Below are 17597 nucleotides of genomic sequence, written 5' to 3' on the forward strand. Positions count from 1 at the left end.
ATTGATTTATTGAATTATTGATTTACTGAATTGCTGAATTATTGATTTAGTCGGATTATCTAAATTTGAGGCAACCATGCACAATCAATAATTCAATAATTAATTAAGCAAGTACCCCGTAATCAATACGAATAAGCTGGGTTATTACAATGTTTATGCCGGTGATGGTATCGAGCAAATCAAAGGGAACAGCATCAATACCTGGGTTATAATGTTTTAACCAGCTTTTAAATTCATCAAGCGTACCAAAGGTATCAAGGCCTTTATTAAAAAGCTCAAAAAGCTGGATAATGTGCTCGCTCAGGCCCTGGTTCAAATCCCGTGAACCCTGGATGTGTTTACGCAGGGTTGGTTCGGTAATATCAAGCCATTTAGCAACATCAATTTGCGTGGCCCCTGTAACACGAATCAAATCGGTAATGGCAGCAGATTGCAAACCCTGTTTTATAGCGCCAAGCTTGGCCAGGGGCGATTTAAAATACGTTTCGTAAGGCACAAAAAAATCACGTAACATAAATGCCGATGCATCATGTTCAGGAATTACATACGGCTTTGAAGGCGCCTGCTCAACCTTTGTTGTGGTATATTGCCCTTTTACTGATTTCATACACAAATGTAATTATTTTCTTTTTAAAAAGAAAATAATTTAGTTCTTTTAGTTCATTGGTTCACTGGTTCATTTGTTCATTGGTATCGCTTCGATAATTAAAATGGTGATATCGCCGAAAAATACTATGAACCGGCCGTATTAAACGGCATGCACCGCCAGACAAGACCAATGAACTAATGAACTAATGAGCCAATGAACCAAAATATTTTACCAAAAAAATTAGCATAATTAAAAAATAATCCTTACATTTGATTCTACTTTATGCCAATCGGCATTTTAAACATAACAATGAAAACTTCTTATAAATTCAAAAACGCCCAACAGTTGGGGGAATTGATAGACGATTATTTTTTATACATTAAAGGAGAGTATGAATTAACACAGCCAAAAGGACGATCAGCAAAACCAATTCAGAAAATTTATAGCCGTGAACCAGAATTCCCTACCATTAGCAGCCTGGCTTTATTCCTGGGATTTGATAGTATGACAGATTTTAAGCAATATGAAGAGATGCGAAAGTATTCAAGACCTTTTAACCATGCCAGATTGCGTATTGAAGCTGCATACCAGCAATTACTTTTTGAAAAACCAACCGCTACCATATTCGCACTGAAAAGCATGGGCTGGAATGACAAGCCGGGAGCAACTAAAACATCAACCGAAACCCACAAAACCCTCAAGGTCGAGATGACCAGCACCGGCCCCAAACCTGCATCTACCGAAAAGGAAGTGGATGTTTTAATTTGAGGATTTTTCGAATTTGAAAATTTGAGGATTTGAAAATTTGAAAATTGATTGCCCGCCATTCAATGACCAATGACAGCACAGCGAAATGACCAATGACTAATGACAGCGCAGCGAAATGACTAATGACCAACTAACCGACGACCCCAAATTTGAAGTATCCATCCTGTTTGGGCAAAATTATAATACCGATGCCCATGTTGTGGTAAACCAGGGTGGCACAAGCTCGGGTAAAACCTACGCCATTGGGCAGGTGCTGTTTTGTATAGCTTGCCAGGCACCCAAACAGGTTATAACCATAGTAGGCCAGGATATCCCCAATTTAAAAGCAGGTGTGCTGCGCGATGCGCTAAGCATTTACAATAGTTCGGCTGTATTACAAACGGCGGTGAAAAGCTATAATAAAAGCGACCGGATATTTGAGTTCCATAACGGTACGCTAATCGAATTTAAAAGCTATGCCGATCCGCAGGACGCCAAATCGGGCAAGCGCGATTACCTGTTTATAAACGAAGCCAATGGCATCAGCTACGCGGTTTATGCCGAGCTGGCCTTGCGAACCCGCAAACGCATTTATATAGATTATAACCCCAACAGCACCTTTTGGGTTCATGAACAGGTAATAGGCAGGCCGGGAGTACAAACCATTATATCCGATCACAGGCATAACCCCTTTTTGGATGATAGCGTAAGGGCCAAAATAGAATCGCTAAGAACTGAGGATATCGAATTATGGAAAGTGTATGCCCGGGGCCTTACCGGTAAAATATCGGGCCTCATATTCCCTAACTGGTATATTTGCGAACAGATACCTCCCGAGGCCAGGCTAATTGCCACCGGCCTGGATTTTGGTTTTACCAACGACCCCACAGCCTGCTTACAGGTATACCTTCAAAATGGCGAGCTATGGATACACGAATTGATATACCAAACTGGGCTCACCAATACCGATATAGCCACAAGGCTAAAAGCCGAAGGTCTGAGCATTAAAACCGAGATTATTGCCGATAGCGCCGAGCCAAAATCGATAGAAGAATTTAAACGCATGGGCTGGTACATCACCGGGGCAAAAAAAGGTGCCGATAGCATCAACAATTCTATTGATATACTTAAAAGGTACAAATTAAATGTAACCCGCGCCAGCGTTAACCTGCGCAAGGAGCTCGACCGTTATAAATGGCGCATCGACCGCAGCGGCAAAACCATCAACGAAGCCGTAGATTCCTACAACCACTTGATAGATGCGCTAAGGTATGTGGCTTTAAATAAACTAACAATAAATCGCGACACCAAACTAAAATCTCGGCTGCCATATAATCCAAAATCAATTGGCCGCAGCATGTTCGATGAACTAATTGGCTCGCGTTTTTAATCGACCATTAAAACTCCCCCTTCAGGGGGCTGGGGCAACCAATAACATTATCCCTGTAAATTAACCAATCAAAAACTCCCCCTTCAGGGGGCTGGAGGGCTCATTATGATAGAAAAAACTTTAAAAACAACTACCGGCAAACTGCACATCAAAATTCCCACTCAATTAAGCGATGTTACGCTTGGGCAAATGATGGCCATGCAGGCCAAACCCAATTTAAACGACATTGAAGCCATCAGCATTTTATCGGGCATAGCTATTCAAGAACTTCAACAAGTAAAAGATGCCAATGATTTTCTTGTTTTTGCTGACGCCGTGCTTGCGCTGGCATACCAGATTAAATACCTGTACAACAGCGACGCGATACCCAAACAGGTGAGTTTCCTGCTGCCAGGCCAAAACCGGCCGAAAACAGTAAAAGTGTTAGATAACCTATCGGTGGAGCCCGCAGGCGCTTTTATGGCCGCACGGGAGATTATTGCCGATGAGGTAACCACCCACATTAAACAATTTGGCGAAGAGGACTGGAAAGAAAACTTTAACCCATCATTAAACGCCTGTTGCCAGGTATTGGCCCACTATTTTTATTGCCGGGTAACAAGCAAACCCTATAACGAATACCAGGCCGAAGAATTTATCAACCATATAAAAAACATGCGGGTAACGGAGGCACTGCCCATCTCGAAGCATTTTTTTTCCTGTTATCCCAGCTTATCGAAACCGAAAATAAGCTTCTGGCATCGCCTGCAACAATTTTGGAAAAACGCGCGGGCATCCAATCGTTCGAAAAGTTTAAATATATCAACACCATAAACGCCCTTGCCGATGGCGATATCACCAAATGGGACATCATCCTGAACATGCCCTACGAAAGGGTACTCACCAAACTCCTGCTCAACAAAACCGAGGCAGAATACCAGAAAAGGTACGGCGATTTAGCCCCCTAACCCCCTGAAGGGGGAACAACAGTTAAATTATTAACAACGCCTATCCCTGTAAGGCAATAAATATTCAAAACTCCCCCTTCAGGGGGTCGGGGGGCTCAATTTTATGCGCAACCAATTAGAAACCATCGTACACTCATTAACCGGCAGCCCAACATTTGCTTACGGTACCCAAAACGAGCTAAACACCCTGGCAGATGATAAAACTTTCCCGTGTGTGTTTCTGTACCCTCTGCAGCCCATCGAGGTATCGCCGCAGGTAAACGGATCTGTTGATAACACTTTTACCATCTATCTTGAATTTTTGTTCAAAACAGATTTCGGGCAGTTTACTGCTGATAATGAAACCTATGTGCAGCAGGCGCTGCAAATGGCCAACCAGTTTATAGTAAAAGCATCAAAGTACCGCGAGGGCGAAGGCCGGTACTTCCGCATCAAGGCAGGCATCAAGGCAAAATGCCTGCCCGTTTATAATAAGTTTGATGTAAATACAACGGGGATTGGGCTAACTATAACCCTCCCAACCATGTACTACGATACATTTTAAGCTGACCTATGACCACCTAAAAATCAAAACATTAAAAATATGGCTATAGTAGCAAACATCACCATTACCAACACCACCAGCCCCAGCGACGACCAGGTTTATGGCGACGCTCACATTTTTTTAACAGATTCTGAAACTAATCAGCCTGTTAATGGCAATAACGTTGTTGTAACCTTTACCCAAAATATAAACGGCAGCATATCTACAAGGTCGGTAACCATACCCGGGCAAAGCATCAAAATATTTGGCGGACTAATTGCCGATAAAATAACCGGTTACTTTGTTACTTTCAGTACGCCACAGCTGGGCACCGTGCCCGATCCGGAGCCACCGGTAAACACCTGCGACCTGAAGATCAATTTCATCCATATAGATAAGCCCGAATCTGCGCCTGGGGCAGCCGATGCCCAGGTTACGGTTAATGCGTCATCAACCTATGGCCCTATCCTGTACAGTACTGATGCTGGTACCACGTGGCAAACCGGGGCTACGTTTACAAACTTTAGCGGGGGTATATTCTCAGTCGAAGTTAAAGATGGCAACAGCCTGGGCTGTACCGCCTATGGTTCGGTAAACATCCCTACCCTATCCGATCTGCTGATCAGCGATCCATCGGTAACCATCGGCGGCAATACCTCCCGCTGGAACGCGGCATTTAACCCCGTGGTGTTCACATACCAGCGTAAAGATTTTAGCGTATCGGCCGTTACCGTTAATTCCGAAGCCGGCTACGCCTGCATCACCCTAAACACAAACCTAACCAACCTTGCCGGCGACTACCTGGTAAAAACCGGCGACAAAATTTATATCAACGCGGGCTTTTACCAGGGTGTTTATGAAATAGTAAAACCCTATACTTATAATCAGCTGGTTATAAAAACGCCATTTATTGGCGATGCAACAGGCTTTATCAACATTAATAATTTGCGGCCTTATTACAAGGTAATTACCCAAATAACCTATATCGATAAACTCACCGGCCGCCAGGAAACCATCACCTCAAACAACCGGCCCGATGGAACGGGGCTGGTAAAGGCAGATTTATCTAACTTTTTGCAAAGCCTTTTACTACCCATCGATAACAGCGATTATACCCAAACCAATTTCCGCGACGATAACCTGAGCGCCAGCTACCAAATACAATATGCCCAACATTGGGACGATGGCACAACCGATGGGCATACATCGGAGTACGTAAATTTAGTACACCCATACTATATTGTTTACGCCGCAAAGCAACTGGGTGAACCCTATGCCGGTAACCTGGCTGCATTTGTTCCCTTTGCCAATGTAACTAACCCCGCCCAACGCGCCCGCTGGATAACCGACTTTACCGAACCAGCCTACTCCATAGGCTATCCTTTTGATATTGGATTTATTTACAGCGAAGAGATGGTTGGCCGGCAACTCTACTGCGAATTAACCTTGCTAAATATTAACCGCCAGCCCTTAGCCGGCGGAACCGGGGTAAGCAGTCTGCTAAACGAAGATGGCTCATGGCTGCTAAATCAGGACGGGAGCAAATACATCATTGCCGCGCAAAATCAGGTAACCTTTCCTGTTCCCGGCCAGTTGGGCTTAAACCGGGTAATGATTAATAACAGCTTCCCCCGCGAGGCGTTTTACTTTAACCTTACCCTTAAGTATGACGATGAGCATGGCACACATACAGTTACCCAAACGCAGACACTAAGGATAGATGACGCCGTTGACGATCAATCGGTTTACCTGCGCTGGATTGGGCTGAGCGGTTCATGGAATTATTACCGTTTTGTTTTTAACCAGGAGCTTAGCCTTGATGTGCAAAATGCCACCATCATCAAAAACTACGTACACGATTGGGAAAACCAGCAGGGTATTGAAGAAGTGATCAGCAAAACGGCAGGCCAAAAAATGAAAGTAATGGCCGAAGACCTCTCGGTAGCTGATATTAAAGGCCTGCAATCCATCAAGTACTCACCCAAAGTACAAATGCTGGTCAACAAAAACCCGGTTAAATGGCAAACCATCGTCATCAACACCGCCACCTTCAGCGAGTATGAAACCCGCAACGGCCAGGCCCCTTTCAGCATCACGTTTAATATGCCATCTATCAATATACAAACGCAGTGAGCGTTCATTGGTTCACTGTTTTATTAGTTCATTGGTCTTGTCTGGTTGGATAAGGTGGGGCCCAATGGATCAAAACTAATAGCTATTACGCCAGCCTTACCAGTAAACTAATGAACTTTGCACCAATGAACCAATGAACCAGTGAACTAATGAACCAACAAGATGAACGATTTACAATTATATATCAATGACCAGCAGGCCGATCTGAGCGACGATAGCCCGATTGCGCTTACCTTCCAGATTAATAACCTGGCCGAGGTTAAAAACCAGCAGGGCAATACCAGCAACCAGTTTAAACTGCCGCTTACCCAGCGCAACCGGCAAATATTGGGCTTCCCCGATGATGTGGCCTTTACTACTGCCCAACCCTACAGTTACTACGATGCCCGCATTTTACAGGATGGGTTAGAGATTGTGCCCTACGGCATTGCCCAGCTAAACACCATCGAACAAAATACAGCCAGCATAACCGTGCTAAGCGGCAATGTTGATTTTTTTGATGCTATTGAAGGTAAGATGTATGATATGGGCGATAACAAAACGCCGTATGGCATTAACAAACCCTTCGATGCCTATCAGCACAAATGGACTGTGGAAAATGCGGCAAAATCGCAAGTAAAAACAGATGGCTGGATTTGGCCTGTTGTTGATTATGGTAGCCTGGTTTACAAGGTTACCAACGATAACGAAATCAATGTACGCCAGTTAAGGCCGGGCTTTTTTATAAAAACAGCTATCGATTTGATGCTGGTGAGTAACGGGTATAAGGCAACGGGCTCGTTACTTAAAAACCCGGTTTACCCGCTGCTGATAGCGCAGTTTAGCAATGATAATTTTGACCATGGCAGTGATTACCAAAATCAGCCGGCAACCAACGGAATCAGCTATTACAATGGAATGGACATCGTTAAGGCAGAGAAAAAAAATTCGGGCCATCAACCCGGCGGCCTTATTGCCTTTCCGAATGTACAATGGGACCCAACAAACCACTATACCGATGGAAAATACACCGCGCGTGAAACTGTTACGGTTCAGGCTACCCTTACCATTCCCAGGTTCCATTTTTACGGAAGTGCAGGTGATAACAAAAGCTCGGTAGATATCAGCATTATTTTGGATACACCAGGGGAAGGTATGCAGTCGCCGGCAATAAAGACATTTAATTTCGACGATGGCTTTGATACATACGAAGGAAGTGGTAAATCGTTAAAGGCTGGCAAAACATACATAGGAACGGTTATCAAAACAGCCGATCTGGAGTTGGGCGCCGGCCAGCAGCTGCACATCGAGTACGATTTTCACGGCGAAGCCCCCTACAACTTTACAATATACGCAGGCGCTACATTTACAGTAACGGTTCAAAATCAGCAGGTGTTATATGGTCAGGATGTTCAATGCGAACGTATTTTTCCGGATATCAGCCAGAAAGACCTACTGAAAGATACCTTGCAGCGATTTGGCGTTATCTGCCAAACCGACAATACCACGCGTACCATTAATTTCGCATCCTTTAAGGATATCGTAGGCAATATCCCCAAGGCCAAAAACTGGACAAGCAAATGCCTCGACCAGGGTAAAACCGTAAGCTTCCAGCTGGGTGGCTACGCGCAGGTAAACAACATGAAATACAAAACCGACGACAATGTGCTACCCAAAAACTTTGCCGATGCGCAGATAAAAGTAGCCGATAAAACCCTGCCCGCCACTGCCGATTTGTTTGAAAGCCAGTTTGCCCCCACCCTTAACCGGCCTTATATTGGCGGCACCGTTGCCCAGATAAAAATGATTGACGATACATCCGACGATAACAGTTTCAGCATTGGCGTTACGCCCCGGATATTGATAGATCACAAACTGCCGCTGGCAGGCAAAACCATCAAATTTACCGATGGCGACGCAGCCAATGATATGCTTGTAAACGACTTTATATCGGCACCCTATTTTTACAAGCCCGACGGTGAACACAACCTATGCTTTGCCGATATGCCGGGCAACGGCCAGGGCAAAATGCTACCAGGTTTAAAAACCCTGTATTATCCCGAACTGGAAAAAATACTACAGCAAACCAAAAAGGTAGTGCGCTATTTTTTACTTACACCGCACGACATCCTGGATCTTGACTTGCTGATACCCGTTTACCTGGAGCAGGACAGCTGTTACTACTACATCAATAAAATTGACAGCTGGCGCAAAGGCCAGCCAACTAAGGTGGAGTTGGTGAAGCTGGGATGATACTAAAAATAAAGTTGTTGGCTTATTTGCAACAAACAAATGTGTTTATTATTTTTACCAATAAAATTAGCAAAAAAAACAACTAAACGTTTTAAACCTTAACATGAAATTACCTTACATTCTTTTTTTATCAATTTTACTTGCCAGTTGCGACCAAAGCTATATGAATAAGCCCGTTGATAACCGACCGGCTACCGAGCTATCCCTGATCAAAAGACTTAGCATCGCTGATTCAGCATATAACGCGAGTGAAAATGAGATAAAAAAGACAGAGGCAATTGAAAAAGGAAAGAGTGACATTTCAAAATTTATCATAGACACGTTACACTCCGATGTAAAAGAATGGCCCGCTATTGTTCACGAAATAAGCATGGTAAAGTATCCAATCAATTATATCGACGTTACGTTATTAATCTCAAAGGGAATTAAATTAGATGAAAAATATCCAGATTTTAATGCCGTTGTATTGAATGCCAAAGTTGATCAAACAGATAACATACTTAAAAATTCGCTTAAAGAATTATTGCGCGGCGATACAGTTTTAGTTAACGGGTTCTTTGAAAAGGATGTTACAGGAAATATCGACTTTACAGGTTATTCAATAGGCCAAGGTGATAAAGAGGCTTTTTCTAACCCATCATTTAACTTTACCCTCAAAAAAATAGTAAAAAAAGGCAAATAATAATATCAGACTGTTCTTAGTTGGCCGTTTTTTTAGACCAATTATGCCAAACGGAATCAAGAACATAATCTGCTTAGTTTAAAGAATTGTTTAACCCTTTGTGCTCTCAATCTAACATTTTCACAATTATTAAATCACACTTCATATTTATTTACAAATAAAATAACTACCAAAATAATGGCCGATGATAACAAGATATCCATTGATGTTAATATTAACAGTGATGGTCAGAAACAACTTGATCAATACATACAGGCGTTTGATAATCTGCGTAGCTCGATCACAAATCTTTCAAAACCTTTAAATACAATCTCCAACAATTTAAATTCCTTAAATAATGACCTCACGAAATTTACCGGCTCGATGGATAAGCTCAATGCCAAAAACCAGGAATTTATCAACTCTGGAGATAAAGCTACAAATAAGCTGGCTGATCTTTCGAGTTCCTTTGCTACATGGGGCAACGTTATAACACTGGTTACCGAAACCTTAAAAGGCTGGCAAATTGCCTTAACTGGAGGACTGGCCGTAATAACAGCTTTTGGTCCCGAAATAATTAAGTGGGTTTCGGCTTTACTGAAAGGAAAAGACGCTATTGACCAAGCTAAGCTTAGTTTGAATAGCCTAAATAAGGGCTTGTCATCTACAGATTATTCTAACGCGATAGAAAATCTAAATCAACTTAAGATAAAAGTAGATCTTGCGAAAAAAGGTATGACTGATAAATCGGAGGTGGTTAAGGAGTACAATAAAACGATTGGGCAAGCCATTGGCCAGGTAAAATCTTTGGACCAGGTTGAAACAATGTTAAAAGATAATGCCAGCAACTATGTAAAAACTATGCTTTTTAAAGCTGCGGCAATGTCAACAATAAAAGAAGCTGCAGAAAATCAAATTTTAGCGCAGAAAGAACTGGCAAAATCGGATGAAGAAAGTGTAGACTATTTAACCAGCGGTCTTGCAAATGCCACCGGAGAGGCCGAAAAAAAAATGTATCAACACAACGCCGCACAAAACAGAAAAAATGCGGCGAAACCGTTTGAAGAAAAGGAAAAATCATTGTTAAAAATTGCGGCTGACTATATGGAAAAAGCTGCTGAAATAGAGAAAAATAGCCCAATAAACAAAACCAAAGCCGAGATTGAAAAGCTAAAAAAAGCAACCGACGCAGGGGTTATTGGTTCAAAAACTTTTAAAGAAATTGAAAAACTACAAATAAAGCTTGATATACTTAATGGCACAGTTCGTGATGTTACCCCGCCAGAAAAAAAAGACCACACAGACTATCTATCCAAGGCCGAAAAACTCCGTAAGGATTCCCTTGCCCGGCAGCTTCAAACTATTTTTGAGGGTTATGGTGCCGAAGCTCAGGCAGAAAACAAGAGATACGAACAGGAACTGGGAGGACTGAAAACCCTTTTAGCCAAAAAGAAGATCAGCCAGGAAGAGTTTAATAAAGTAAGTAAACAACTTACAGCCGAGCACAATGGTAACTTAAGCAAACTTATAGATAAGTATAACCGTGAAGATGCAGCTAAAGCAGAGCAGGCCCAAAACGAGTTGATTGACCTGCAAAACAAAGGAATGCAGGAGGGCGCTGAAAAACAAAAGAAAATCCTGATACAGCAACAGCAAGAAAGCTTACAACAAATTAAAAAAAGCGACGATGAAATAATTGCACAGCAGCAAAACCTCCAGATTCAGATGGCATTGGCAATAGCTACCGGCGACACCAAAGATGCAGGCCTTTTGGCCCAAAAAATAAGCGCAAAGGAAAAGCTACTGGCAACAAACGCAGCCAAACGTATTGAAATTGAAAACCAAACACAAGCGGAATTAGCGAAAATTGATAAAGAAACCACTCAAAAAGAAAAGCTAAAAAAAGACCAGGATAATATTGATGAGGATCAATCAAAAGTTGATAACGCCAATAATCCTTCAGCAAAACTGGCAGCACAAAAGAAACTAATATGGGACCAGGCCCAATATGAAGTTGATGCGGCTAATGGTAACAGCGTAAAAATATTACAAATTGAAACCAAACGAAATAAAGCCATTGCCGATTTGGATAAACAAAGCCGAAAGCAACGCAAGGACCAAGAGATACAGATAGCCCAGCAAGTTGCCAGCGCCGCTTTCTCCCTCATCAGCAACAGCATTAAATCATCCAGCGAAGCCAAAGTACAGGCTTTAGAAAGTGATAAGGCCAAAGAGCTAAGCAACACCAACCTCACCAAAAGCCAGAAAGCAGCCATCGAGGCCAAATACAAGAAAAAGGAAAACGACGAAAAAGTAAGAGCCTTTAAAGCCGAGCAAAAAATGCAAATAGCCCAGGCGGTTATTAACGGGGCCATCGCCGTTACAAAAACCTTGTCGACCATGGCCCTGCCAGCTGCCATTCCGTTTATAGCGGCAGATGTAGCTATGACGGCCATGCAAATAGCCACCATAGCATCGCAAAAGCCGCCAAAATTTGCAAGAGGTGGGCAGTTTATTTCTGATGGCCGTGGGGCTTTGTTACCCGGCTACAGCCGTACTGACAATACCAACGCCTACCTGCGCTCGGGCGAGGCGGTAGTGGTATCCGAAGCCATGCGCAACCCCTGGGCCCGTAATCTGGTAAGCGCCATTAACGTAGCCCACGGCGGCCGTGATTTTTCGGCCCCAAACCCGGGCAAAGGCTACGCCATCGGCGGCATATTTACCGATGGCGGCAATGCCAACCGCTACTATAACCAACCGGTAAATGATGTAAAAGAACTGGCCAACACCGTAGCCTACCAAATGATAAACAACTTCCCCCCGATTTATGTAGATGTGAAGGACGTTAACAACCAACAAAATATACTGGCGCAAACGGTGGATAGGGTGAATCTTTAATTCAAAAGTCAAAATTAAAAAGTCAAAAACAGGAGTATGCTGAAGAATATCCATGCCAAAAAGCATAACGAACATATCTTTTGACTTTTGACTTTTGACTTTTGACTTTTGACTTTTGACTTTTGACTTTTGACTTTTGACTTTTGACTTTAAAAAATGAATATTAAAACAGCAAACACATTATTTGACGATGGCGTATTTTCGGCCATGTACAAGGCGGGGTTTATCACCACTAAAATTTTCACTTACCGCGAAATTTACCTTTGGATCCACGCCCAGATGCAGATCCGCAATATCACCAAAAACCAGGCGGTGCTGGAAGCCGAGGTGAAATTTGGCAGGGATGAGCGTACCATCTGGCGGGCCTTGAATTGTTTTACAGATGACGCCGGTACTTCTAATTAATTGATATCAAACCGCAAACTAACGCTTCTGGTAGCTATATTTACCTTACAATTTATTTCATGGCTACTACAGGTTATAATACGGAAGAAACAATATCAAAAAACGGCATCAAACATTTTTTTATCAGTGAAGGATACAAAACTATTATTAAGGTTGTGGCTTTCGATGAAGTAGGTACAATGCACAATAAAAGGGTTTTCAACCTTGGATTTGGCGATTATGATATTGTGAATGATACTGTTAATGATTCATCCAATTCTGATAACGGAGATACCTATAAAGTTTTTCATACAGTGTTGAATACCATCCCCAAATTTTTCCAGGCATTTAGTGACGGAATTATAATGGTTGAGGGTAGCGATAGCACTCCAGAATTTGTAGAAAACTGCAAATTAACCTGCAGAAAAAAATGTGGGGGACGCCTCCATTTGTAAAAATCAAAACAGGAGAATAAACGTTTACAGAAATTATGTAAATAAAAACTATGACGATTTAAAAGTATTATACAGTTTTTTTGGAGGTTCAAAAGCCAAAAACCTCATTGAGCCATATGTTCCGGAGGAGAAATACGACTCAGTATTTGTAATTAAGAATAATTAATGTATAAATTTGTATTATGAAAACTAAAGCAGAAAAACAAGAAAAACTGGTCGAGGTACCGGAATCTGTCTTATTATCTTTAGTTGCAGATAAATTAAAGGATAAAACGCTATTTCCTGAAAAAGTAAAAAGCGCCAAAAAATATTTAAAGCAAGTTAAATTTAGTGCTCTTTAATTACTAAAGATAATACGTTAAGTAAAGTATGCTTATAAGCAATACTTTACTTAATTTGAATTTCGACAAAGCCATCCCGGTTCAAAAAAATCGGCCCACTGACAAGGTAGTGTCATCATCGCATTAAAACATTGTTCCGATATTTGTATTGTTCAGTTGTCTGAATCAGAATTTTTCACCTTTTGTTTGTTTTTAAGAGGTGTTCAAGAGGGCTACGCCGTTTACAGAATCCAATAATTAGCGGAATATCCAAACCCTGCAAATCAAAATCCAAAAAAATCTGATAAATCCGAAAATCCCGGTTCACAAAAAGTCAACCACTGACAAAGTAGTGTCACCATCAAACTAAACTATTGTTCCGATATTTGTATAGTTCGGTTGTCTGAACCACGATTAAGCAGATTAAAGGATTTACACGATTTTTAAAGGACAAGACAGCCCTGCTAATCAAAATCCAAAAAATCTGATTAATCCGAAAAATCCCGGTTCAGAAAAAAATTCACCTACTGACAAACTACTGTCACCATCGCATTAAACTATTGTTCCGATATTTGTATAGTTCAATCGTCAGAATCAGAATTTACAGAATTCAAGGATTAACAGAATTCAAAACCCTGCTAATCAAAATCCAAAAAATCTGACAAATCCGAAAAATCCCGGTTCAGACAAAAAAATTCACCTACTGACAAACTACTGTCACCACCAAAACAAGAACTAATAACGACCTTTGAATTATGCCAATCGGCATTAATAACATCAGTAATAATAATCGAATTCAGGCTAATCTGAGCCAAATAAAACTTCCGGACTTTCCGACTTCCCGGACTTCCGGACAAAAATCTCAAATCTCATATCTAACATCTCAAATCTAAAAAAGATGACCTACAAAATCTACTTATACGATACCGAAACCGATTGCATCGGGTCGGGCAGTTTATCATCGGCATACATACAAACGCAGCTGCAGGAGGCCGCCGGGCAGGACCTGGAAGTGCACATCAGCTCGGTAGGCGGCAGCGCGTTTGATGCCATTGCCATATATGATCTCCTTAAAAAATATCCTGGCAATGTAACCACCTATATTGATGCCCTGGCTGCTTCGGCAGCCTCTATAGTGGCCATGGGCGGTAAAAGCATAGTGATGAGCAAATACGCGTTGCTCATGATTCACAAACCAATGGTTGGCAGCGGCGGTAACGCCGATGAGCTTTTAAAAGATGTGCAGATGTTGAATGTAGTACAATCGCGCCTGGCGCAAATCTACATGGACAAGTCCGGGTTGGACGGAGTAACAGTAAATAGTTTAATAAACTCCGTCACCTGGATGACTGCCGACCAGGCGCTTGACATGGGCTTTATTGACCAGGTGGAGGATTACAGCCTGGATATTACCAACAGTGCCCTCATTAAAAAATACACCAGCACCGCCCCCGCGGTTTACCAGCGATGCATTAACAAAATCTTAAACAATAAAAACAACATGAACATCGAAAACAAAGAACTTATCGAGAAAACCACGTCGGTTTTGGATAAGATTATGAACTTCTTCAAAAAAGTGGTTAACAAGCAAACCATTACCGACAAAGGCACCCTGCACCACGCCGGCGAACTGGCCGAAGGCGCCGAAGTGTACAACGACGAAGACATGAGCACCCCGGCAGCAACCGACATCTACACCACCGCCGATGGTAAAAAGATTGACATAAAAGAAGGCCAGGTGCAAAAAGTAGCCGCTGCCCCGGAAGCCGACCCCGAGGCCGAAGATGAGGACGATGATGTACCAACAAGCAAATTAAACCCGGCAAAAAAAGCTACCGAAATTCAAAACCGCCTGCAGCAACTGAAAGCACGGCTGCACGCTCAAAACGCGCTGTTAACCGAAGCCCGCACAGCACTTGAAGAAGCAAGTAACCGCCTACAAAAAACCCGCACCGAAGTTAAAAACGAAATAAAATCAACCTACAGTCCCGAAGGCTCCAAACGCAGCAACAAAGCAAAAACCGAAACAACACCTTTCTTCGCCCCGCAAAGCGAACTGGCTAAAAATGCGGTGAAAAGGGCAATCGCAGCCCCCTAACCCCCTGAAGGGGGAACGATAGTTCGCAAATTCATTTTAGTCCTTTTTATTTAATAAAGCTATCCCCAAAAGTCAAAACTATTCCAATCAAAAACTCCCCCCTTTAGGGGGCCGGGGGGCTAATCCCTATAATTCAATCACATTAATCAAAAAGCTCCCCCTTTAGGGGGCTGGGGGGCAAACCTTTTTATGGCTCAATTTACATTCACCAACAACACCTATGCCGGCGAAGCGCTGGCCGGGTTCATGGCAAGCACGCTGCTGGAAGCCGACTCAGTAAAGCGTGGACTGCTCACCGTTATTAACGACGTTAAAGCCCGCAAAATAATCCTTGATGTGGACGACGACGTGGTACTGCAAGATCCATCTGGCATATTCCACGACCAGGGTACCACCACCATGCAAACCGAAAGCTACCTTGACCCTGTAGTTTACGAATTTATGAAGCAGGAACAATGGGACAAACTGGCCCAAAGCTGGGAAGCACAATCCCTTAAACCCGGAGCCTTTATGGACTACGAAGGCATTGTAGACCTTTCCGACTTTATGGTGCAGCGCTATTTAACCAAAATACAGGTAGCAAACGAGCGCCTGTACTGGTTAGGCAAAAGTTCAACCAAAGAAGCCACCTTTAGTGCCCCGTTCGCCGGCTTACTGCCAACCATTGCCGCAGCATCGGGCGTGTACAAAGTAGCCCTGGGCAAACCAACAACATCTATGAGTGCAACCGCGATTAATGCATCCGGCGTGGTTAGCGTAGCCGATACATCAACCTTAGCCGATGGCGATGTAGTAACCGTTACCCAGGTTACCGGTACCAGCAAGGATACTACCAACGGCGGCGCAGGCATCGATTTAACCGGCCAATCGTACTTTATCCAGGTATTAACGCCAACCACGTTTAGGCTGGTGCGCAACTACAATGAGGTTAACAGCCGCAAACCGGCAACATTCCTGAATACATCATCTGCGGCAACCATCAGCTACATTAACGTAAGCAATGTTTTGCAGGTATTGGGCAGCGTTTACGCCCAGCTTGACCCTGCCGATCGCATCCAGGAAGATTTTAACCTGCAGATCCCGTTACACGTAGGTTATGCTTACGCACAGGCACAGGCCAATAAGGCGCTAAACGTTATCAATGCCTTTACGGATATGAAAAAGATGGATTACCTGGGTATTCCGTTGCAAATCATGAACCACTGGCAGGCCAACACCATCCTTGGCGCCCGCTCATCAAACCTATTTTTAGGTGTCGATCTGTTAGGCGATGCTTCCGAACTTTCAACAGTTTACATGAAGCCCTACACCAACGATAACGTAGTACGCATGAAAGCCCGCATGAAAGCAGCCGTAAACTTCAAGTTTGCCAACGAACTGTTTTACTTAAGCGCATAAGAGCATCAAGTAGTAAGTATCAAGTAGCAAGACAGCTGCAGGAAGTTTGAATCCGAAAGTCTTTTGTCCGAAAGTCAAAAATCTTGATACTTACTACTTGATACTAAAATCACTAACTCAGTCATTCAATAATTCAATAATTCAATAATTAATCAATGTCAATTTACAATAAAATAAACGCGGGCTTTAAACTGGGTACAGACGAGCCTGTAACATCGGGAATAGAGGATGTTATTTACATTTTTAACCAGGATGATATCACCCTTACTTATGATGTCACCAATCCATTAATCATTACCGGCCTTGCAGCGGTAGGCAGCGCCAAAATTTACAAATTTGAGGGTACCAACAATAGCTTTAACACCATGAGCAAGCTCACCAAAACGCAGGTGGGACCGCGTTATACCGAAGAGATAGATTTTAACATTGCCGGTTTATCTGTTGATATTAAAGGCCAGCTGATGGCGATGGGCTACGGCCGGTTACGCGCCATAGCGGTTAACAACTACAAATCGAGCGACTCGGCAATCGAGCTTTTTGGCGCCGTGAACGGATTGATCCTTACAGATGCCGAACGTAACGCAGCCGACGAAACCCTGGATGGTGGCTACAAACTAAAATTAACTAACCCCGATAAATTAAAAGAGCCCTACCCTCCCCGTGCCATCTCTATCGCACCCGAAACAGGTTCGGCCACTTACACCAGCACTATTGCGGCTATCGAGGCGCTGTTGGCGGCTTAATTAGTGAATTGGCGAGTTAGTGAATTAGTGATTCATTGAATTATGACCGATTATAAATCCGAGCACTCCATTCACC

At 42.9% G+C, this 17597-nt stretch carries 16 protein-coding genes; 15 read left to right on the top strand and 1 reads right to left on the bottom strand.

Features of this window, described 5'->3' with window-relative positions; genetic code table 11:
* Nucleotides 1-103: 103 nt before the first annotated feature.
* Entirely contained in the window at nt 104-607 is a 504-nt protein-coding gene (locus tag AC1RM2_RS03510) for an Xre family toxin-antitoxin system antitoxin (protein ID WP_492983422.1), read from the bottom strand.
* 291 nt (nt 608-898) lie between these two features.
* Between AC1RM2_RS03510 and AC1RM2_RS03515 the strand changes: the two genes are divergently transcribed.
* The 15 genes from AC1RM2_RS03515 (at nt 899) to AC1RM2_RS03585 (ending at nt 17521) form a co-directional block, all read left to right on the top strand.
* Nucleotides 899-1357, top strand: a complete 459-nt coding sequence (locus tag AC1RM2_RS03515) for a hypothetical protein (protein ID WP_492983424.1) — start codon at nt 899-901, stop codon at nt 1355-1357.
* 115 nt (nt 1358-1472) lie between these two features.
* The gene (locus AC1RM2_RS03520; protein WP_492983426.1) at nt 1473-2726 is read left to right on the top strand and encodes a PBSX family phage terminase large subunit; all 1254 of its coding nucleotides are present in this window, start codon (nt 1473-1475) and stop codon (nt 2724-2726) included.
* Nucleotides 2727-2831: 105 nt separating this feature from the next.
* Nucleotides 2832-3539, top strand: coding sequence for a hypothetical protein (locus AC1RM2_RS03525; RefSeq protein WP_492983428.1), 708 nt, complete (start codon nt 2832-2834; stop codon nt 3537-3539).
* Complete coding sequence (locus AC1RM2_RS03530) at nt 3482-3673, top strand: hypothetical protein (RefSeq protein WP_492983430.1); 192 nt, start codon at nt 3482-3484, stop codon at nt 3671-3673. The genes AC1RM2_RS03525 and AC1RM2_RS03530 overlap by 58 nt, the downstream gene beginning before the upstream one ends.
* Nucleotides 3674-3776: 103 nt before the next feature.
* Nucleotides 3777-4217, top strand: a complete 441-nt coding sequence (locus AC1RM2_RS03535; protein ID WP_492983432.1) for a hypothetical protein — start codon at nt 3777-3779, stop codon at nt 4215-4217.
* 39 nt (nt 4218-4256) lie between these two features.
* Nucleotides 4257-6329, top strand: coding sequence for a hypothetical protein (locus tag AC1RM2_RS03540; RefSeq protein ID WP_492983434.1), 2073 nt, complete (start codon nt 4257-4259; stop codon nt 6327-6329).
* Nucleotides 6330-6491: 162 nt separating this feature from the next.
* Nucleotides 6492-8561 carry a hypothetical protein gene (locus AC1RM2_RS03545; protein ID WP_492983436.1) on the top strand — a complete coding sequence of 690 codons (2070 nt, stop codon included), beginning with the start codon at nt 6492-6494 and terminating at the stop codon, nt 8559-8561.
* 103 nt (nt 8562-8664) lie between these two features.
* Nucleotides 8665-9243, top strand: coding sequence for a hypothetical protein (locus tag AC1RM2_RS03550; RefSeq protein ID WP_492983438.1), 579 nt, complete (start codon nt 8665-8667; stop codon nt 9241-9243).
* A gap of 177 nt (nt 9244-9420) precedes the next feature.
* Nucleotides 9421-12123, top strand: coding sequence for a hypothetical protein (locus AC1RM2_RS03555; RefSeq protein ID WP_492983440.1), 2703 nt, complete (start codon nt 9421-9423; stop codon nt 12121-12123).
* A gap of 156 nt (nt 12124-12279) precedes the next feature.
* A complete protein-coding gene (locus AC1RM2_RS03560) occupies nt 12280-12528 on the top strand; it encodes a hypothetical protein (protein ID WP_492983442.1) in 249 nt (82 codons plus the stop codon).
* A gap of 59 nt (nt 12529-12587) precedes the next feature.
* Entirely contained in the window at nt 12588-12962 is a 375-nt protein-coding gene (locus AC1RM2_RS03565; RefSeq protein ID WP_492983444.1) for a DUF6934 family protein, read from the top strand.
* A 182-nt stretch (nt 12963-13144) separates the two neighbouring features.
* Entirely contained in the window at nt 13145-13303 is a 159-nt protein-coding gene (locus tag AC1RM2_RS03570; RefSeq protein WP_492983446.1) for a hypothetical protein, read from the top strand.
* Nucleotides 13304-14180: 877 nt separating this feature from the next.
* A complete protein-coding gene (locus AC1RM2_RS03575) occupies nt 14181-15380 on the top strand; it encodes a head maturation protease, ClpP-related (protein WP_492983448.1) in 1200 nt (399 codons plus the stop codon).
* 189 nt (nt 15381-15569) lie between these two features.
* Nucleotides 15570-16778: a hypothetical protein gene (locus tag AC1RM2_RS03580; protein WP_492983450.1), complete on the top strand. Its 1209-nt coding sequence runs from the start codon at nt 15570-15572 to the stop codon at nt 16776-16778.
* A gap of 155 nt (nt 16779-16933) precedes the next feature.
* Nucleotides 16934-17521, top strand: a complete 588-nt coding sequence (locus AC1RM2_RS03585) for a hypothetical protein (protein ID WP_492983452.1) — start codon at nt 16934-16936, stop codon at nt 17519-17521.
* Nucleotides 17522-17597: the final 76 nt, after the last annotated feature.

It is taken from the genome of Mucilaginibacter sp. GW822-FHT03E02 (assembly GCF_058801545.1).